This is a genomic window from Rathayibacter sp. AY1E8 (assembly GCF_002931415.1).
GTDB lineage: Bacteria > Actinomycetota > Actinomycetes > Actinomycetales > Microbacteriaceae > Rathayibacter.
This window is the reverse complement of sequence record NZ_PSVI01000028.1, coordinates 12,727-31,259: the sequence shown is the minus strand read 5'-3', so window position 1 is coordinate 31,259 and position 18,533 is coordinate 12,727. Positions and strand designations below refer to the sequence as shown.

Here is an 18,533-nt window from a genome sequence, read left to right as displayed (position 1 = left end):
CGCACCCGCCGGGGGCTTCCCGTGCGGTCGCTCCGCGCCCGCCGGACGCCCGCCGGGGGCACCGGCTCCTCCTCCGCCAGCCGCTCCCGCGTAGCGTGGAGCCATGTCGTCGGCCTCCCGCACCCCGGACGTCTTCCGCGAGGGCGTGTTCCTGCTGGCGGGCGCGCGCGCGATCCTCCTCCAGATCGCGCACCCGGCGGTCGGGCAGGGCGTCGCCGACCACTCCGACTTCGTGCACCGGGCCGTGAACCGCCTGCACGGGACGCTCTCCTACCTCTACGTCCTGCACTACGGCACTCCCGAGGACGTGCGCGCCGTCCGCCGCCGCGTGAACAGGGCGCACGTGCCCGTGCGCGGCCCCGGCTACACGGCCTTCGACCCGGACCTGCAGCGCTGGGTCGCGGCGACGCTCACCCAGTCGATGCTGCAGCTCTACGAGGGCGCCTTCGGTGCGCTGAGCGAGGAGGAGGCGGACGACATCGTGCGCCGCTCCGTCGTCGTCGGCGCGGCCCTGCAGATGCCCGCGGACCTCTGGCCCGACTCCCGCACCGCGTTCGACGCCTACTGGGAGCGGGAGCTGGAGCGCCTCGAGGTCACGCCCGCGGCCCGCCGGGTCGCCCACGACCTGCTGGGCCCGAGCATCGCCGCCTGGTACCTGCGCCCGCTCGGCCCCTACCTCCGCCTGATCACCGCCGGTCTGCTCCCGGCGGCGCTCCGCGAGCCCTTAGGCTTCCACTGGACCGCACGGCAGGAGGCGCGGTTCGAGCGGGCGCTCTCGCGCACCTTCGCCGTCTACCGCCTGCTTCCCGCGATCGTGAGGACGGCGCCCAGCCGCTACTACCTCGCTCGGGTCCGACGCGACGCTCAGAAGCCGGCCACGACCTCCCAGCCCGCGTAGGCGGCGAGCTCCAGCCCGAGCGCCTGCGCGGCCGCACGCGCCTCGTCGATCCCGCGCTCGTCGCGCACGTCGACGGTGACCGGCACGCTGTCGCCGAACCCCGCGATCTCGACCCGCGCGCTCGTCGGACCGCTGTAGAGCGGGACGTGCGCGTCCGCGGTCCGCGCGCCGACCACTCGCGAGCCGGTCGCCTCTGCGATCACCGCGAGGGCGAACGGAGCCGTCACCACCGCATCCGTGTAGAGCGTCGCCTCGCCGCGCATCGCGCCTCCCGTCGTCCGACCCGCGGAACCGGGCCGCAGCAGTCCGACTGTAGGCAGCCGCCCGCGCCTCCCGCACCCCCTTCCGCTCGGCGCCGGGATGCGCACTCCCCGCCCGTCCGTGCTGAACATCCGGTGCGGATCGCTCGACGCGGCCGCCCGGCGGATCTACGGTGAAGCACCCTGCATCCGCCGCGGCGGTCAACGACGACTGGAGCCTTGATGAGCATCACCGAACCCCGCACGGCCGAGGCCCCCGCCGCTCCCCCGCCCGCCGCCGGCTTCGGCACCCTCTCCGTCGCGGCCATCCTGGCGGAGGCGGCGCGGCGCACTCCCGACACGATCGCCGTCCGCGTCGGCGAGCAGGCCGTCGACTACGCGACCCTCTGGCGGCAGACCCGTGCCTACGCCGGAGCCCTGCGCGCCCAGGGGATCGGACCGGGCGACCGCGTGGCCCTGCTCGTCCCGAACGTCCCCGACTTCCCCCGCGGCTACTTCGCCGTCCTCGCGCTCGGCGCCGTGGTGGTCCCGGTGCACGCCCTGCTCAAGCACGACGAGATCGCCTACGTCCTGCGCGACTCCGGAGCCGTCGCGCTCGTGTGCGCCGCTCCGCTGCTCGCCGAGGGGGCCGCCGGAGCGGACCTCGCCGACGTTCCCGTGCTGAGCGTGATGGTGCCAGACGGCACCGCCTCGCCCCTTCCGCGCCTGGAGGACCTCGCCGCGGAGGCGACTCCGATCGACGGCTACGTGCCCCGCTCCCCCTCCGACACGGCGACGATCCTCTACACCAGCGGCACCACCGGCCGTCCGAAGGGGGCCGAGGGGACGCACTTCGCGATCGTCTCGCAGTCGGACGTCCTGCTGATGAACACCTTCGACCTGCACCGCGGCGACGTGGTGCTCGGGGCGCTGCCGCTCTTCCACACCTTCGGGCAGGTCTGCGCGATGAACACGGCCTTCCGCACCGCCGCGACGGTCGTCCTGGTGCCGAAGTTCGACGGCGACGCCGCGCTCGAGGCGATGATCGCCCACGGCTGCACGGTCTTCGAGGGCGTGCCCACGATGTACGTCGCCCTGCTCGACGCCGCGACCCGGCGCGAGGACCGGCCGCCGCTGCGCTACGCGGTCTCGGGAGGCGCCGCGCTGCCCGTCGCCGTGATCGAGCGCTTCCGCGAGGTGTTCGGCGTCGAGATCTACGAGGGCTACGGGCTCACCGAGACCTCCCCGGTCGCCACCTTCAACCACGTCGGAGTCCCGCCGCGGCCGGGCACGGTCGGCACGCCGATCTGGGGCGTCGAGGTCGAGGTCGCCCGCCCCGACGTGACCGACCGCGTCGAGCTGCTCCCCCGGGGCGAGCTCGGCGAGATCGTGGTGCGCGGGCACAACCTGATGAAGGGGTACCTCGGCAATCCGGCGGCGACCGCGGAGGCGGTGATCGACGGCTGGTTCCGCACCGGCGACCTGGGCACGAAGGACGAGGAGGACTACATCCGCATCCTCGACCGCACGAAGGACATGATCATCCGCAACGGCTACAACGTGTACCCGCGCGAGGTCGAGGAGGTGCTGATCGGGCACCCGGCCGTGCAGAACGCGGCGGTCTTCGGGATCCCGGACGAGCGCCACGGCCAGGAGGTGATGGCCGCGGTGATCCTCGCCCCGTCGGCGACCGCCACCGCGGAGGAGCTGATCGCCTACGCGAACCAGCATCTCGCCGCCTTCAAGTTCCCCCGCCGCGTCGAGTTCGTCGACGCCCTTCCGCTCGGGCCCAGCGGCAAGATCCTCAAGCGGGAGCTCGTCGCGCGCTACGCCGGCTGACCACTTCCGCGAGATGCCACTCGGGTGAGCCCGCCACGGCGTGCCTCCCACTCGAGTGGAATCTCGCGGACGGCGACCAGAGGGCACACGGGAAGGGACGGACGTCAGCCGAGCAGGGACCAGACGGTCCCGGCGAGGACGGTGCCGACGGCGGCGCCCGCGATGACCTGGGCGGGGGTGTGCGCGCCGAGGCGCACCCGCGACCAGAGCACCCAGAGGACGATGGGCACGCTGATCAGCAGGGAGAGCGGTCCGTAGGCGATCAGCACGACGACGGCGCAGGTGGCGACCACCGCCGCGTGCCCGGACAGCTTCCAGACCAGGTTGACCACGCCGACGGCGAGCACCACGGCCACCGTCACCACGCCGAACGTGGTCACCGCGGCAGGAGCGCCGAGCACGGCGAGCAGTACCAGGCCGGCCGCTATCGACACCAGCGCCAGCGCGATCGGCAGCGCCCGCTCGCGCCGGTCGGGGACGTGATGGTCGCCGTGGATCCGGCCGGTGCGCATCAGCAGACGGATGACGAGGTAGGGCACCACGCCGACGAAGAGCGCCGCGAGCGCTCCCCAGGCGACGCCCAGCAGGGGCGGATCCGCGACGCGCGCGCCGACCACGACCGGCACGAGCACCGCGAGGACCGCCGGGGAGAACGCCTCCGTCGCGAGCCGCGCGGCCGCCGATCCGGCCGCCACCGGACTAGATCTTCTCGATCGGCGCGACCTTGATCAGCAGCTTCTTCGCGCCCACCTGGTCGAAGAGCACGTGCGCGACGCGCTTCGAGCCCTCGCCCGTCACCGCGTTCACGCGCCCCTCACCGAAGTCGGTGTGCCGGATGCGGTCGCCCGGGATCAGCTCGAGGTCGCCGTTGTCGCGCACCATGCCGGTGATCCGGTTCGGGAACTCGCCCTTGGCCTTCGGCGCCGCGGCGAGCGCCTCCCGGAACTCGGTGTTCGATCGCGACTTGCCGAAGCCGGGCCGCTGAGCGTTCAGGGCCCGGGGCTGCGTGCCTCCGCGCGAGGTCGCCGCGCCGGGCGACTGGCGCCACTGGATCAGCTCTCCCGGGATCTCCTGCAGGAACCGGCTCGGCATCGCGACCGACGTCTCGCCGTACTGCGCGCGGGTCATCGCGAGCGAGAGGTAGAGGCGCTTGCGGGCCCGGGTGATCCCCACGTAGAACAGCCGCCGCTCCTCGGCCGGGCCGCCGGGCTCGTTCGCCGAGATGCGGTGCGGGAGCAGGTCCTCCTCGATGCCGGTGAGGAACACGGCGTCGTACTCGAGGCCCTTCGCCGTGTGCAGCGTCATCAGCGAGACGGTGCCGGAGTCGTCGTCGAGGTCGTCGGCCGCGGCGACCAGCGAGACCTCGGTGAGGAAGTCCACGAGCCCGCCGTCCGGGTTGTTGCGCGCGAACTCCTTGGTGACGGCGATGAGCTCGTCGACGTTCTCGGCGCGGGCCTCGTCCTGCGGGTCGCGGCTGGCGCGGAGCATGTCGAGGTAGCCGCTGCGGGTGAGGAGCGCCGTCAGCACCTCGTGCACCTTCGCCTCGCCGCCCTCCCGTGCGGGGTCGAGCATCAGCGCGCACTCGTCGAGGAGGGTCGCGAGGTCGACGATCGCCTTCGTCACCTTCGGGCCCATCCCGAGCGAGCCGGCGTTGCGCATCGCCTCCCGCAGGGTCACCGCGTTGGTGTCGGCGAACGACTGCAGCTGCGCCTCCGTCGCGGGACCGATGCCCCGCTTCGGAGTGTTCATGATGCGCCGCAGCGCCAGCACGTCGGCCGGATTCGCCACCGTGATCAGGTACGCCAGGGCGTCCTTGATCTCGGCGCGCTCGTAGAACTTCGTGCCGCCCAGGATCCGGTAGGGCAGCGCGGAGCGGATGAAGATCTCCTCCAGCGCGCGGGTCTGCGCGTTGGTGCGGTAGAAGACCGCGATCTCGTCGTAGCCCGTGCCCGCCGCGTGCAGGCGGGCGATCTCGTCGACCACGAACTGCGCCTCGTCGTGACCCGAGTACCCGGTGTAGCCGACGATCTTCTCCCCGTCGCCGCTGGAGGACCAGAGGTTCTTCGCGCGACGGTCGAAGTTGTTCGAGATGACGGCGTTGGCCGCCGAGAGGATGTTCTGCGTCGAGCGGTAGTTCTGCTCGAGCAGGATCACGCGGCAGCCCGGGAAGTCGCGCTCGAACTCGACGATGTTGCGGATGTCGGCGCCGCGGAACGCGTAGATGGACTGGTCCGAATCGCCGACGACGGTGAGCGAGGCCCCCGGGATGGAGCCGTCGGCCGTGACCGGTCCGCGGTAGGGGCGGTCGAACTGCGCCGCCGCCATCGTCGTCGGCGGCACGGGCCGGGTCAGCTCGTGGATCAGCGAGTACTGGGCGTGGTTCGTGTCCTGGTACTCGTCGACCAGCACGTGGCGGAAGCGCCGCTGGTACTTCGCGGCGACGTGCGGGAAAGCGCGGAAGAGGTAGACGGTCTGCGCGATCAGGTCGTCGAAGTCGAACGCGTTCGCCCCCTCGAGCGCCCGCGAGTAGGCCCGGAAGACCTGGAGGAACATCTCCTCGTTCGGGTCGCTGAGGTTCGCGGTGCGGGCGTAGGAGTCGACGTCGGCGAGCTCGTTCTTGAGCTTGGAGATCTTCGCGGAGGCGCTCGCGACGGTGATCCCGAGCGAGTCGGCCTCGAGGTCCTTCACGATGCGCTTGAGCAGGGCGCGCTGATCGCCCGAGTCGTAGATCGTGAACGACTTGGTCATGCCGAAGTTCTCGGCCTCGCGGCGCAGGATCCGCACGCACGCGGAGTGGAACGTCGAGATCCACATCCCCTCGGCGCTCTGCCCCACCAGCTTCTCGACGCGCTCGCGCATCTCGGCCGCGGCCTTGTTGGTGAACGTGATCGCGAGGATCTGGCTCGGCCAGGCCTCGCCGTTGCCCAGGAGGCTCGCGATGCGCCGGGTGAGGACGCTGGTCTTGCCCGAGCCCGCACCCGCGACGATGAGCAGCGCGTCTCCGCGGTACTCGACCGCCTCGCGCTGCTGGGGGTTCAGCCCCGCGACGAGCTGCTCGTGCGCCGGGTCGGTGCGGGGCGCGTCCCCGGGGCCGCCGGGGGGACCGACGATGACCGGGGTGGCGCGGGAGTCGCTCGGATCGAAGAGGAAGCTCATGTCCCTCCGAGTGTAGATCGCCCCTCCGACACCGGGAGCGGTCAGGCGGTCCGCTGACGCGGCGCGGGCGAGGTGAGCGCCCCGCCGACGTCCAGTCCGCGCCACGCGAGGGAGAAGCCGAGCACGGCGAGCGCCGACGTCGACACCGCCAGGAGCTGCAGGAGCGCGAAGGCGGTGAGGTCCTTCGTGTCGTCGGGGTAGTACTGGATGCCCTGGACGGCGAGAGCCGCGAGCAGCACCACCACGATCACCGAGCACACCAGGAGCAGCCGGTTCACCCCGCGCCGCGCGGGCCTCTTCGGCGCTCGGCCCACCTGGGCCCTGGTGGTCAGCCACGCGCAGGCGGCGGAGGCGGAGGCGAGCGCGACGAGGTCGGCCCCGAGGACGTCGCTCGCCCGGTGCCAGGAGGCGGCCATCGTCAGGTTGCCGACCAGCACCACGACCGCGCCGCCCAGCGCGAGCACGACGGTCCGCGCGCGCCCGGGGACGACCATCGCCAGGGCGAAGACCACCGAGACGGCCGCCGCGGTGTGCCCGCTCGGGAAACTGCCGCCGGTGTACCAGGAGTCGGTGTCGACCAGCTCGGGCCGCTCGAGGACCACGTTCTTGAGCAGCTGGGTGAGCCCGGCCGTGACGACGATCGAGCCGACGGAGGCGACGGCCAGCGCCGGGCGCCTCCGGATCAGCGCGATCGCCGCGACGAGCAGGGCGCCGACGACCATGGAGAGCGGGGTGACGTCCGCGAGCGCCCCCGCGGCGGCGCCGGTGGCGCGGCCGAAGACGAGGTCGGCGCCCCGGAGCCCCGAGTTCTCGACGCCCTGGCCCTGAGGGGTGAGCACGGCGAGCCAGTAGACGACGGCGACGCCGATCACGGCGAGGACGGCGGTGGTGATCCAGCGGCGGGTGATGCGCTCTCGGGTGGACACGGGGCCTCCTCTCGAGGGTCGGGCGGGCGGTGGTGAGCCGATGATGCCAGCGCAGCCTCCGCGTCCGCTCGGCACGCGCCGGACGAGCACCCGATCGGCGGACCGGTCAGCCGCGGAGCAGGCGCTCCTGCTCGGCCGCCCGCGCCTCGATCGCCAGATCGGGCTGGTCGGCGAAGACGCCGTCCACTCCCGAGCGGAGGATCATCGCGAACTCCTCCTGCCAGCCGCCGTACTCCGCCGGGTCCTTCCCGCGGCGGTGCACCTTCTCGAGGAACCGGTTCTCGGCGCGCAGCGTCCAGCAGTAGACCTCGAGCCCGGCCGCGTGCGCGTCCTCGACGAGCGGACCGGTCCCCGTCGCCCGGCCGGCCGCGTCCCGCGAGAAGAGCATGCTCTTGTCGACGCTGATCCCGTCGACGGCTCCGGCGAGGTTCCGCAGTCCCGCCGGCGTGGTGAAGGCGGAGTAGGGGGCCGCGTCGGCGCCGTGGGCGGCCACGAGGTCGGGCGGGGCGCCGCGCGACTCGAGCAGGTAGATCCGGCGGGTGCCGACTCCGCTCACCGCGAGCCGCTCCAGCACGGTCTTCTCGAAGCTCTCGATCGTGAGCCGCGGGTCGCGCGGACCCCAGCCCGCGGCGGCGAGCTCCTCGCGCAGCAGCACGTCCAGCGGCAGCCCGATCCCGGCGAAGTACGTCGCGTGCTTGATCTCGGCGACGAGCCCCGGCGGAGCGAGCGGATCGTCCTCCGCCGCCCGGTCCAGCAGCGCCAGCAGCTCGCTGAAGCGCAGCAGCGGGAACTGGCCGTCGAACGTGGCGCTGGAGCTGCGCACCGCCGGCAGCCGCTCGCGGGCCCGCAGCTCCGACAGCTCGTCCCAGGTGAAGTCCTCGGTGAACCAGCCGGTGATCTCGCGGCCGTCGATCCGCTTGGTGGTGCGGCGCGCAGCGAACTCCGGGCGCTTCTCGACGTCCGTCGTGCCGGAGATCTCGTTCTCGTGGCGGAGGACGAGCACGCCGTCGCGGGTCGCCACCAGATCGGGCTCGAGCGCATCGGCGCCCAGCGCGATCGCCAGCTCGTAGGCGGAGCGGGTGTGCTCCGGTCGGTAGCCGCTCGCTCCGCGGTGGCCGATGACGAGCGGTGACTGACGCGCGGGCATGCCGCGATCCTACGGGCGGCACTGCGCGGCTCGCAGCGGAGTCGAGGTCCGCTCGAAGAGAACAGCCAGACTCTGAGAGGTGCTCTCAGATAAGGTGGTGTCCATCGTCGCAGTCCTCTCGGATCCGCGGCGCACCCCGCACCCACAGCGACTCAGATCCGCGAGTTCCCTCGGAGACCAGCGCACCTGAGAGAAGAGGAACCATGGCAAGCAACAATCCGGCCTTCGGACGCCCGGAGTTCAGCAACCGCGGCTACGCCGGCCGCGTGCAGGACCTCCCGGACGTCTCCCCCGGCACGCTCGACCAGATGTACTCCCGTCCGGCCGCCGGCTCCGTCGAGACCGACCGGATGACCGTCGAGGACACCCTCGCCAAGACCGCCCTCGCCTTCGTCGTGCTCCTCGCGGGTGCGGCCGTCGGCTGGTTCGTCCCGGGCCTGATGCTCCCCGCCGTGCTCGTCGCGCTGGTGCTGGGCATCGTCAACGCGTTCAAGAAGCAGCCGTCGCCCGCCCTGATCCTCGGCTACGCCGCGACCCAGGGCATCGCGGTCGGCGCGATCTCGAATTTCTTCGAGAGCGCGTACGCCGGAGCGGTCGTCCAGGCCCTCATGGCGACCGTCATCGTGATCGGCGTCACCCTGGCGCTGTTCATGAACGGCAAGATCCGCACCTCGCCGAAGCTCAACAAGATCTTCTTCATCGGCATGATCAGCTACGCGGTGTTCTCGCTGGTGAACCTGGGCCTCGGCCTCTTCGGCGTCGGCGGCGGCTTCGGTCTCCGCACCGGCTTCATCGGCATCGTGATCGGCCTCATCGCCGTCGCGCTCGCCACGTACTCGCTCGTGATGGACTTCGAGTTCATCCAGCAGGGCGTGCGCAACCGCCTCCCCCGCATCTACGGCTGGACCGGCGCCTACGGCATCCTGGTCACCGTCGTCTGGATGTACCTGGAGATCCTGCGCCTCGTCGCGATCTTCCGCGAGTAGCACGGCGCACCACGTCCGACGGGCGCTCGACCTCCGGGTCGGGCGCCCGTCATCGTTCCCGGCCCCAGCGTCGTTCCCGGTGCACTGCCGGGAGCGCCTGGCACGATGGAGGGATGAGCGCCGCAGACTTCCGGATCGTCGGCCTCGACGTCGCACGCGGCCTGGCCGTCCTCGGCATGTTCGCCGCCCACCTCGCCCCCGTCGAGAGCGAGATGCTCTGGAACGGCCGTAGCTCCGTCCTCTTCGCCGTGCTGGCGGGAGTGTCGATCGGGCTGATGACGGGCGGAGCACAGCGCTCCTCGCGGCCCTGGCACGACACGGGATCGATCCTGCTCCGCGGGCTGTACCTGCTCGTCATCGGCGTCGCCCTCACCCTGCTCGGGACGCCGATCGCGGTGATCCTGCCGCACTACGGGGTGATGTTCCTCGTCGCGGCGCTGCTGCTCTTCCTGCCGCGGGCGGTCCTCGCTGTGCTGGTCGCGGCCGCGGCGATCGCCGGGCCCCTCGCGGTCGACGCGCTGACCAGCGCCGGCGGCTCCTGGCTCTCGAACTTCTCGCCCGACGAGGCGCTCCTGGCCGCGCAGCCCCTCATCTGGCTCACCCAGTACTACCCGGTGCCGTCGTGGCTGGCGTACGTGGTACTCGGCCTCCTGATCGCGCGCTGCGACATCCGGTCCGCGACCACCCAGCGCTGGGTCGTCGTCGGCGGCGCCGTCTCGGCCGTGCTCGGCTACGGCGGCGGGCTGCTGCTCGGGGGTCCGGAGGCGGTGGAGGCGCACGCCAGCACCACTGCCGAGCTGCTCGGGGCGGGCGGGGTCGCCTGCGTCGTCCTCGGCGCGCTGACGGCTCTTCTGCAGCGGCTGCCGCTCCTGGCGCGGGCGGCGACTCCGATCGCGGCCGTCGGTGCGATGCCGCTGACGATCTACTCGCTGCAGCTCGTGGCGCTGGCGGTGTATCTGGTCCCGTACGAGCCGTTCGACTTCGAGGCGTGGCGCAGCTGGACGCTGCTCGGCGTCTTCGTGGTCGGCTCGATCGTCGCCGCTCTCCTCTGGAGGCGGCTCGTGGGGCAGGGCCCGCTGGAGTGGCTGCTCGCGCGCGCGTCGCTGCGGCCTCGGGGTCCGCGCGCGGCGCTGGGTTAGGGTGGCCGGATGATCACGCGTCGCGAGGCCGCTCAGCGCCTCGACATCCCCCTCGAGATGGCGACGCGGCACGGCATCCCCACCCGTCTGTCGGAGGAGGAGCTCGCCGCCCTCGAGCAGGATCCGCCCGCCTGGCTCGTCCAGTCGCGCGCGAACCGCACCGGCAGGCGTCCCGTGTGGGTGACCCTCGACTGCGCCGTCTGCGGCCGCTCCGAGGCCGCCCGCCCGAAGAAGTGGTGGCCCGAGTTCACGTTCCTCGTCTGCGAGGACCACTCCCCCGCCTCCTGGCCGCACCACCCCGAGGGCCACCGCCGCGACGAGTACGACGGCATCGGCACCCGCTTCATCGGCGTGCTCGACACCCCCGCCTGACCCGCGCTCGCGCGCCTGCCGCCTCCGCCTGCACCACGGCCCCCGGACCAGCGCAGACCCGCGTTCCCCGACCACCCGGCAGAAGCCCGCCTCTCGATCGGCACCCCCGGAACGTCCCCGCAGGGCCTCGAACCCCTGACCGCCACTCGGTATGCCTCGCCAGGCACCGGTCACCCCTCACCGATCCCCCGGCCGCACCGCGGCCACCCGTTCCCTGAACAGCCACCCGAGCTCGTTCCCCGACCTGCACCCGGGAACGGCCCCGCAGGGGCTCGTTCCCCTCTACCTGCACCCGGGAACGGCCCCGCAGGGGCTCGTTCCCCTCTACCTGCACCCAGGAACGGCCCCGCAGGGGCTCGTTCCGCACCCGCTCCCCTCAACAAGAAACGGCCCCCTTCGAAGGGAGCCGTTCCTGACGTTCCGCGGGTCTCCGCGCGGTCAGCTGCAAGGCGGAGAAGGGCGCGATACCGGAGGTATCGCAACCGCCGACAACGCCGCAGATGACCGTGCGGAGACCCGCGGAATCACTCCCACTCGATGGTGCCGGGGGGCTTGGACGTCACATCCAGCACCACCCGGTTCACGCCGCTCACCTCGTTGGTGATGCGGTTGGAGATTCTGGCGAGGAGGTCGTAGGGCAGGCGGGTCCAGTCGGCGGTCATCGCGTCTTCCGAGGAGACGGGGCGCAGGACGATGGGGTGGCCGTAGGTGCGGCCGTCGCCCTGGACTCCGACGGAGCGGACGTCGGCGAGGAGGACGACGGGGCACTGCCAGATCTCGGTGTCGAGGCCGGCGGCGGTGAGCTCGGCGCGGACGATGGCGTCGGCGTCCTGGAGGAGGTCGAGCCGCTCCTGGGTGACCTCGCCGACGATGCGGATGCCGAGGCCGGGTCCGGGGAAGGGCTGGCGGCCGACGATGACCTCGGGGAGGCCGAGCTCGCGGCCGATCGCGCGGACCTCGTCCTTGAAGAGGGTGCGGAGCGGCTCGACGAGCGCGAACTGCAGGTCCTCGGGGAGTCCGCCGACGTTGTGGTGGGACTTGATGTTGGCGGTGCCGGTGCCGCCGCCGGATTCGACGACGTCGGGGTAGAGCGTGCCCTGGACGAGGAAGTCGATCGTCTCGCCCTCGCCCTGCGCTTCGAGCACGAGCGCTTCGGCGGCGGCCTCGAAGGTGCGGATGAACTCGCGGCCGATGATCTTGCGCTTCTGCTCCGGGTCGCTGACGCCGGCGAGCGCGTCGAGGAACTGCTCGCGCGCGTCGACGGTGACCAGGCGGACGCCGGTCGCGGCGACGTAGTCCTCCTCGACCTGGCGGCGCTCGTCCTTGCGGAGGAGTCCGTGGTCGACGAAGACGCAGGTGAGCTGGTCGCCGATGGCACGGTGCACGATCGCAGCGGCGACGGCGGAGTCGACTCCGCCGGACAGGCCGCAGATGACGCGTCCGGTGCCGACCTGTTCGCGGATCACGGAGACCTGGTCGTCGATCACGTTGGAGGAGTTCCAGTCGGCCGGGATGCCCGCGGCGCGGTGGAGGAAGTTCTCGATGACGGCCTGGCCGTAGGCGGAGTGCTTGACCTCCGGGTGCCACTGCACGCCGTAGAGGCGGCGCTCGTCGTTGCCGAAGGCGGCGACCGGGGTGGAGCTCGTGGAGGCGAGGACCTCGAAGCCCTCGGGCGCCTGTGCGACCGAGTCGCCGTGGCTCATCCACACCGTCTGGTCGGCGGGCTGCTCGCCGAGGAGCACGCCACCGTCGGTCGAGAGGGCGGCGTCCGTCGCTCCGTACTCGCGCAGCCCCGTGTTGGCGACCTCGCCGCCGAGCGTCTTCGCCATCACCTGGAAGCCGTAGCAGATGCCCAGGACCGGGATCCCGAGGTCGAAGATCGCGGGGTCGAGCTGCGGGGCGCCCTCCTCGTACACGCTGGAGGGGCCGCCCGAGAGGATGATGCCGACGGGCGACTTCGCGGCGATCTCGGCGGCCGTGGCGTTGGAGGGCACGATCTCGGAGTAGACGTTCGCCTCGCGGACCCGGCGGGCGATCAGCTGCGCGTACTGCGCGCCGAAGTCGACGACGAGGACGGGCTGCGCGGCCAGGTGCGGCTGGGGAGCGGTGGGCTGCTCGCTAATGGGGGGCCTCCACGGAGTCGGTCGGGGTCTTCGGGTCGGTGCCGGCGGTCCGGCGCTCGAGGTACTGCTCGACCTCGCGGGCGATGCGGGTCTCGACGAAGAAGGAGAGGGTGGGCACCACGCCGCCGAGCGCGATGAGCACGAAGCGCGTGAACGGCCAGCGCATGAGGCTCCACAGGCGGAAGTCGGCGAAGAGGTAGACGACGTAGAACCAGCCGTGCGCGATCAGGATGCCGGTGGACAGGTTCGCGCCGGTGCCGCTCGACGTGAACTCGCCTCCGGGCACCTCGTACATCGGGGCGAAGTGCAGGACGCCCTGCTGGCCGAAGGCGAACAGCTCGAGGTGGAAGACGTACTTGAGCAGCATCTCCGCGCAGAGCAGGAGCAGCATCACGCCGGTGATGATCGAGGTCACCCGGTAGAAGCGCAGCGCGCTCCGGATCGCAGGGAACTGCGCGGGCTTGGGCTCGAGGGGCATGACGACCAGTTTACGGTGCGGGGGCGGGGGCCTCGGCCCGGTCGCCCAGGTCGGCGCGGGCGCGCTCCTCGGCGTCGAGCGCCTCCTCGGCCTCGCGCTCCCACGCGTCCTTGACGAGGCGGAACCAGAGGTAGAGGGCGAAGCCGGCGAAGACGACCCACTCGATCGCGTAGAAGACGTTGAGCCAGTTCAGCGAGACGTCGCTCACGCGCGCCGGGGAGTCGATGGCCTCGAGGCCGGCGACCGGCTCGTCGACGACGACGTAGCCCTGGTAGACGTCCTGGGGCGGGTCCGGCCAGCGGTTGATCAGCGCGGGGACGGAGAGCGCGGTGAGGGTGGCGGGGTCCAGGCCCTCCGCCGGCGCCTCCGCGGCCTCGTTGGCCACGAGGCGGCCGATGAAGGAGGAGGGCGCCTGCTCGCTCCCGCTGTTCAGCGCGTCCGCGACGGACTGCGCCTGCGCCTCGTCCTGCGTCCAGCCGTAGGCGAGCACCAGGTCGGCGTCGGCGGTGCGGGTGCGGGCGATGACCCACCAGCCCGGCTGCTCGCCGTTCAGGCGGCCGCCGAGGATCTCGGCACCGCCCGGCACGAAGACGGACGAGCCCTCCACACGCTGTCCGTCGGCGGTCGCCGTGATCGAGCGGGAGGGGGTCGCGACCTCGGCGAGCGGGAGCGTCGTCTCCGACACTCCGGAGTCGGGCGCGGCGGCTTCGACCGCGCGGCCGACCTGCCACTGCCCGAGCGCGGCGAAGAGCCCGGCGATCAGGAGTGCGAGCGCCAGCGCGGCGATCCAGCGCGGGCGCCGGGCCACCTGCCCGACCGTGCTCTGCGTCATTCGTCCCTCGTCCGCCCTCGATCCGTGCGGTGTCCCGCGGGCCGGATCGAGCCTAACCCGTGAGTGTGGGAGCTCCGTGGGATCAGTAGTCGGGCTCCCTCGGGCGGCGGGGCCGGGCGTCGTCGGCGCCGTCGGACTGCTGCATCGCCTGGTCGATGAGCGCCTGGCGCATCGGATCGGGGAACTCGTCGTCGAGCTCGTCCGGCTCCGCGGGGCGCCTCGGAGGAGCGGGAACCTCCTCCGCGGAGACGGCGGGCGCGGCCATCGCCGCCTCCACGAGCGCGAAGTCCTCCTCGTCCATGGCCGTGGCCGCTGCGGGTGCCGGGCGGTGCCGCCGCCGCGAGAGGAACGCGCCGATGCTCTCGGAGCGCGAGGCGAGGATCGGCCCGACGATCGCCATGATCAGCACGTAGAGGCCGGCGAAGGGCTGGATCCGCTCGTCGAGCCCCGCCGAGAGCGAGAGCGTCGCCAGGATGAGCGCGAACTCGCCGCGGTTGTGCAGGATGAACGCCGCGTTCAGGCCCGCGCGCGGTCCGAGCTTGTTGAGCCACGCGACGAACTGCCCCGCGCCGAGGTTCAGGACGATGGTCATCACCGCGGCGATCAGCACCGGGACCACGACGCTCGGGAACGCGCCGGGATCCAGTCCGAGACCGAAGTTGACGAAGAAGAAGGCTCCGAACACGTCGCGCAGCGGGATCGCGATGTGCTCGACCCTCGACCGGAACCGCGTCGCTCCGATGACCAGTCCGATCAGGAACGCGCCGATGGCGTCCGTCACTCCGAGGACCTCGCCGATGCCGCCGAACAGGATGGCGAGACCGAAGAACAGGATCGTGAACAGCTCGTCGTCGCGGGTGCGGAAGAAGCGGGAGACGACCTTCCCGCCCCAGCGGGCGATCGCGAACATCACCACGAGGAACGCGAACGCGATGACGAGCTTGAGCACCACCGGCCACGGCTCCGTCTCGCCCGAGAGCACGACGGACACGATCGCCAGGTAGACCGCGATGAAGATGTCCTCGACGACCGTGACGCCCAGGATCATCGGCGTCTCGGGGTTCGCCAGGCGCTTGAGCTCGATCAGCAGCTTGGTGACGATCGCGCTCGAGCTCGTCGCCGTGATGCCGGCGATGATCAGCGCCTCGCGGCTCCCCCAGCCCAGCGCGAAGCCGAAGCCGAGGCCGACGGCCATGTTGACCGCGATGTAGGAGCCGCCGGAGAGGATCAGGCGGCCGGCGTTCCCGAAGAACTCGTCCTGGTCGAACTCCAGGCCGAGGTTGAACAGCAGGAGTATCAGCCCGAAGACCGCGGTCAGCTCGATGTAGCTCGACTCGAAGTCGAGCGGGAAGAGGTGGAAGTTCGGGCTCGCGAGGAGCCCGACGACCATGTAGATCGGGATGGCCGGGAGCCCGATCGTCCTCCCCAGCCGGCCGAGGACGTAGGCGACGACGAACAGGACGCCGAGGACGATGAGGTCTTCGCCGTGGTGCATCCTCAGGCTCCGGGCGGGGCGTCGACCGTCTTGGCGAAGCTGCCGGTGCGGAAGAACGCGAACGCCTTGGCGACCTTCTCGGGGCTGCCGGCGACCACGAGGGTGTCGCCGGGGAAGACGCGGAAGTCAGGGGCCGGCGCCGGGTTGGCGGCGTCGCCCCGGACCACGGCGACGACGGTCAGCCCGACGATCCCTCGGTCGGCGGGCTTGCCGAGCTGCTGTCCGGCGATGTGGTCGTCGTAGTCGACGGTGAACCAGTCGATCGAGAGGCCCGGGATCTGGTCGAGCGCGGTCAGCGACTCCGTGATCTGCGTGCCGCCGAGCAGCTCGGCGAGGGTGTGCGCCTCGTCGTCGCTCAGGCGGAGGGACACCTTGGCGCCGTCCTGGTCGCCCTCGGCGAACGTGATCAGGTCGCTGTGGCCGGAGCGGTGGGCGATGACCCCGACCTTGCCGCCGTCGGCCGTCAGGAACGTGTGCAGAACGCCGACACCGGGCAGTTTGACCCTGCGGACCTCGACCATGCGTGCTCCCTCCGCGCCGTGCGGCGCTCCCACTCGGGACTTCCAGCTTAGGCGCGTGCGGAGCCCTCCTGCCGAGGGAACCCCGACCCGTCGAGGGATCCCGCGGTTCCCGGCCGGCTCGGCGGTCCTGCGTTCCCTCGCTGCCCACAGGTGGTGGGGGGAGTCTCCACAGGAGGAGCGGAGGGAGGGAAAGGGGGCGGAAGCGTGCAGTGGGGATCTGTCGAGACGGGGCGTGCCGCCGGTCGGACGAGTCCGTGCGGCTGCGCCGCGGTACGCGCCGACCGGCGAGTGGGCGGGGGCCTCCGCGGACGAGCGGCAGCAGGCGCGGATCGACGCCGTGGCCGCGACCTGGAGCGCGCCCTTCGTCCTCCGCGAGTCGGCGGCGGCGGCGGTCCGGGACTCCCCTTAGTCGAGCCTCTTGCGGAGACCGTGCATGTCGAGGGGCGACGGACCCGGGCAGCCGGACGTGGAACGGCGTCGCGGAGCGCGCGTCCGCCCTCACCCGCACTGATCGACGGACTCGCCGTCTCGGATCTCGCGCAGACCGCCGTCGATCCGAACCGACCCGGCGTTCCTCGGGGGCCGCTCGCCCGAGCACGTGCTTCTCGCCCAGAAGCGCCGGGAAGACCGTATTCGCGCGCGCGGGTCCGCAGTGTCGTCCGCCGGGCTGGCGCGAGGCCTACGACGCCAGCACGTCCGGCCGGCCCGCGCCGGCGTCCGCCGCGTCCAGGGACTCCCGGGCCGTCGAGGGAGCCCGCTGTTCGCGGTGGCCTCGACGGTCAGGATCGCCTCGGTCGGTGAGCGTCAGCTGGGCTGGTACGGCGCGACGACGACCTCGACCCGCTGGAACTCCTTGAGGTCGGAGTAGCCGGTCGTCGCCATCGAGCGGCGCAGGGCGCCGATGAGGTTCGCCGTGCCGTCGGCGCCGGTGGCCGGGCCGTAGAGGACCTGCTCGAGGGTGCCGACGGTGCCGACCTCGACGCGGCGGCCTCGCGGCAGCTGCGGGTGGTGCGCCTCCGCGCCCCAGTGCCAGCCCCCGCCGGGAGCGTCGGTCGCGCGGGCCAGCGCCGAGCCGAGCATCACGGCGTCCGCGCCCACCGCGACGGCCTTCACGATGTCGCCGGAGGTGCCGAGGCCGCCGTCCGCGATGACGTGCACGTAGCGTCCGCCCGACTCGTCGAGGTAGTCGCGGCGAGCGCCGGCGACATCGGCGACCGCGGTCGCCATCGGAGCCTGGATGCCGAGCGTCGTGCGGGTGGTGGAGGCGGCACCGCCGCCGAACCCGACGAGGACGCCCGCGGCGCCCGTGCGCATGAGGTGCAGGGCCGCGGTGTAGGTGGAGGCGCCGCCGACGATGACGGGCACGTCGAGCTCGTAGATGAACTTCTTGAGGTTCAGCGGCTCGGTGTCGCGCGAGACGTGCTCGGCCGAGACGGTCGTGCCGCGGATGACGAACACGTCGACCCCGGCGTCGACGACGGTCTGGTACAGCTCCGCGGTCCGCTGGGGCGACAGGGCCCCGGCGACGGTCACGCCCGCGGCGCGGATCTCGGCCAGGCGCGCGGTCACCAGCTCGGGGCGGATCGGAGCGGAGTAGATCTCCTGCATCCGCTGCGTCGCGGTCTCGGCCGGAAGCCGGCGGATCTCCTCGAGCAGCGGCTCCGGGTCCTCGTACCGCGTCCACAGACCCTCGAGGTCGAGGACGCCCAGCGCCCCCAGATGCCCGAGCCGGATCGCCGTCGCCGGCGACACCACCGAGTCCATCGGCGCGGCGAGGATCGGCGTCGCGAACTGGTACGCGTCGATCGACCACTTCACCGACACGACCTCGGGGTCGCGCGTCCGGCGGCTCGGGACGACGGCGATGTCGTCGAAGGCGTACGCGCGGCGGGCGCGCTTGGCGCGACCGATCTCGATCTCCATGACGCTGAGTTTACTGTGGCTCGCTCCTCGCTCCGCTCGTCGCTCGCCCGCGGTCGGCCCGAGCGGATGGTCCCGTTCCGCAGAGCGTCCCGCGTCCGCGCTACGACGATCCGCTCGCACGCGGATCGCCGGTTACCGCTGAGCGGCGTCAGCCGTGGCTCGCTCCTCGCTCCGCTCGCCGCTCGCCGCTCGCCCGCGGTCGGCCCGAGCGGATGGTCGCGGTCCGCGGAGCGGGTCGCGTCCGCGCTACGACGATCCGCTCGCACGCGGATCGCCGGTTACCGCTGAGCGGCGTCAGCCGTGGCTCGGTCCTCGCTCCGCTCGCCGCTCGCCGCTCGCCCGCGGTCGGCCCGAGCGGGCGGTCCCGTTCCGCAGAGCGTCCCGCGTCCGCGCTACGACGATCCGCTCGCACGCGGATCGCCGGTTACCGCTGAGCGGCGTCAGCCGTGGCTCGCTCCT

16 protein-coding genes are annotated in these 18,533 nt (G+C 72.3%); 5 read left to right on the top strand and 11 right to left on the bottom strand.

Annotation, left to right across the window (positions count from 1 at the left end; genetic code table 11):
* The first annotated feature begins 103 nt into the window (after positions 1-103).
* Positions 104-898, top strand: a complete 795-nt coding sequence (locus C5C74_RS09945; protein WP_104351452.1) for an oxygenase MpaB family protein — start codon at positions 104-106, stop codon at positions 896-898.
* Here the strand turns inward: C5C74_RS09945 and C5C74_RS09940 are convergent.
* Positions 865-1,161, bottom strand: a complete 297-nt coding sequence (locus C5C74_RS09940) for a hypothetical protein (RefSeq protein WP_104224926.1) — start codon at positions 1,159-1,161, stop codon at positions 865-867. The genes C5C74_RS09945 and C5C74_RS09940 overlap by 34 nt on opposite strands.
* A 219-nt stretch (positions 1,162-1,380) precedes the next feature.
* Between C5C74_RS09940 and C5C74_RS09935 the strand changes: the two genes are divergently transcribed.
* Complete coding sequence (locus tag C5C74_RS09935; RefSeq protein ID WP_104351451.1) at positions 1,381-2,976, top strand: long-chain fatty acid--CoA ligase; 1,596 nt, start codon at positions 1,381-1,383, stop codon at positions 2,974-2,976.
* Positions 2,977-3,080: 104 nt separating this feature from the next.
* On the opposite strand, the gene C5C74_RS09930 is transcribed toward C5C74_RS09935, so the two are convergent.
* The 4 genes from C5C74_RS09930 to C5C74_RS09915 form a co-directional block, all read right to left on the bottom strand.
* Entirely contained in the window at positions 3,081-3,671 is a 591-nt protein-coding gene (locus tag C5C74_RS09930) for a phosphatase PAP2 family protein (protein WP_104351450.1), read from the bottom strand.
* A 4-nt stretch (positions 3,672-3,675) separates the two neighbouring features.
* Positions 3,676-6,132 (bottom strand): ATP-dependent helicase, encoded by a 2,457-nt coding sequence (locus C5C74_RS09925; RefSeq protein WP_104351449.1) that lies wholly within the window; start codon positions 6,130-6,132, stop codon positions 3,676-3,678.
* 41 nt (positions 6,133-6,173) lie between these two features.
* A complete protein-coding gene (locus tag C5C74_RS09920; RefSeq protein WP_104224743.1) occupies positions 6,174-7,058 on the bottom strand; it encodes a phosphatase PAP2 family protein in 885 nt (294 codons plus the stop codon).
* A 106-nt stretch (positions 7,059-7,164) separates the two neighbouring features.
* Complete coding sequence (locus tag C5C74_RS09915) at positions 7,165-8,205, bottom strand: glycerophosphodiester phosphodiesterase family protein (protein ID WP_104224742.1); 1,041 nt, start codon at positions 8,203-8,205, stop codon at positions 7,165-7,167.
* 203 nt (positions 8,206-8,408) lie between these two features.
* On the opposite strand from C5C74_RS09915, the gene C5C74_RS09910 reads away from it, so the two are divergent.
* From C5C74_RS09910 to C5C74_RS09900, 3 genes are all read left to right on the top strand, one after another.
* Entirely contained in the window at positions 8,409-9,191 is a 783-nt protein-coding gene (locus C5C74_RS09910) for a Bax inhibitor-1/YccA family protein (protein ID WP_104351448.1), read from the top strand.
* Between the two features lie 113 nt (positions 9,192-9,304).
* The gene (locus C5C74_RS09905; RefSeq protein ID WP_104351447.1) at positions 9,305-10,330 is read left to right on the top strand and encodes a DUF418 domain-containing protein; all 1,026 of its coding nucleotides are present in this window, start codon (positions 9,305-9,307) and stop codon (positions 10,328-10,330) included.
* 9 nt (positions 10,331-10,339) lie between these two features.
* Entirely contained in the window at positions 10,340-10,702 is a 363-nt protein-coding gene (locus tag C5C74_RS09900) for a DUF5997 family protein (protein WP_104224739.1), read from the top strand.
* A gap of 524 nt (positions 10,703-11,226) precedes the next feature.
* On the opposite strand, the gene guaA is transcribed toward C5C74_RS09900, so the two are convergent.
* The 6 genes from guaA to C5C74_RS09870 all read right to left on the bottom strand — a co-directional run bounded on the left by guaA (position 11,227) and on the right by C5C74_RS09870 (position 18,074).
* Positions 11,227-12,792, bottom strand: a complete 1,566-nt coding sequence (gene guaA, locus C5C74_RS09895; protein ID WP_104234170.1) for a glutamine-hydrolyzing GMP synthase — start codon at positions 12,790-12,792, stop codon at positions 11,227-11,229.
* 28 nt (positions 12,793-12,820) lie between these two features.
* Entirely contained in the window at positions 12,821-13,303 is a 483-nt protein-coding gene (locus C5C74_RS09890) for a DUF3817 domain-containing protein (RefSeq protein ID WP_104234169.1), read from the bottom strand.
* A 10-nt stretch (positions 13,304-13,313) separates the two neighbouring features.
* Positions 13,314-14,135, bottom strand: coding sequence for an SURF1 family cytochrome oxidase biogenesis protein (locus tag C5C74_RS09885; RefSeq protein WP_104292891.1), 822 nt, complete (start codon positions 14,133-14,135; stop codon positions 13,314-13,316).
* Positions 14,136-14,217: 82 nt separating this feature from the next.
* Positions 14,218-15,630 carry a cation:proton antiporter gene (locus tag C5C74_RS09880; RefSeq protein WP_104224735.1) on the bottom strand — a complete coding sequence of 471 codons (1,413 nt, stop codon included), beginning with the start codon at positions 15,628-15,630 and terminating at the stop codon, positions 14,218-14,220.
* 2 nt (positions 15,631-15,632) lie between these two features.
* Complete coding sequence (locus C5C74_RS09875; protein WP_068256939.1) at positions 15,633-16,151, bottom strand: cation:proton antiporter regulatory subunit; 519 nt, start codon at positions 16,149-16,151, stop codon at positions 15,633-15,635.
* 804 nt (positions 16,152-16,955) lie between these two features.
* Entirely contained in the window at positions 16,956-18,074 is a 1,119-nt protein-coding gene (locus C5C74_RS09870; protein WP_104224734.1) for a GuaB3 family IMP dehydrogenase-related protein, read from the bottom strand.
* Positions 18,075-18,533: the final 459 nt, after the last annotated feature.

Coding starts and splice junctions, on each gene's coding strand:
- C5C74_RS09945 (WP_104351452.1), top strand. CDS start 104: ATGTCGTCGGCCTCCCGCACCCCGGACGTCTTCCGCGAGGGCGTGTTC.
- C5C74_RS09940 (WP_104224926.1), bottom strand. CDS start 1,161: ATGCGCGGCGAGGCGACGCTCTACACGGATGCGGTGGTGACGGCTCCG.
- C5C74_RS09935 (WP_104351451.1), top strand. CDS start 1,381: ATGAGCATCACCGAACCCCGCACGGCCGAGGCCCCCGCCGCTCCCCCG.
- C5C74_RS09925 (WP_104351449.1), bottom strand. CDS start 6,132: ATGAGCTTCCTCTTCGATCCGAGCGACTCCCGCGCCACCCCGGTCATC.
- C5C74_RS09915 (WP_104224742.1), bottom strand. CDS start 8,205: ATGCCCGCGCGTCAGTCACCGCTCGTCATCGGCCACCGCGGAGCGAGC.
- C5C74_RS09910 (WP_104351448.1), top strand. CDS start 8,409: ATGGCAAGCAACAATCCGGCCTTCGGACGCCCGGAGTTCAGCAACCGC.
- C5C74_RS09905 (WP_104351447.1), top strand. CDS start 9,305: ATGAGCGCCGCAGACTTCCGGATCGTCGGCCTCGACGTCGCACGCGGC.
- C5C74_RS09900 (WP_104224739.1), top strand. CDS start 10,340: ATGATCACGCGTCGCGAGGCCGCTCAGCGCCTCGACATCCCCCTCGAG.
- C5C74_RS09890 (WP_104234169.1), bottom strand. CDS start 13,303: ATGCCCCTCGAGCCCAAGCCCGCGCAGTTCCCTGCGATCCGGAGCGCG.
- C5C74_RS09885 (WP_104292891.1), bottom strand. CDS start 14,135: ATGACGCAGAGCACGGTCGGGCAGGTGGCCCGGCGCCCGCGCTGGATC.
- C5C74_RS09880 (WP_104224735.1), bottom strand. CDS start 15,630: ATGCACCACGGCGAAGACCTCATCGTCCTCGGCGTCCTGTTCGTCGTC.
- C5C74_RS09875 (WP_068256939.1), bottom strand. CDS start 16,151: ATGGTCGAGGTCCGCAGGGTCAAACTGCCCGGTGTCGGCGTTCTGCAC.
- C5C74_RS09870 (WP_104224734.1), bottom strand. CDS start 18,074: ATGGAGATCGAGATCGGTCGCGCCAAGCGCGCCCGCCGCGCGTACGCC.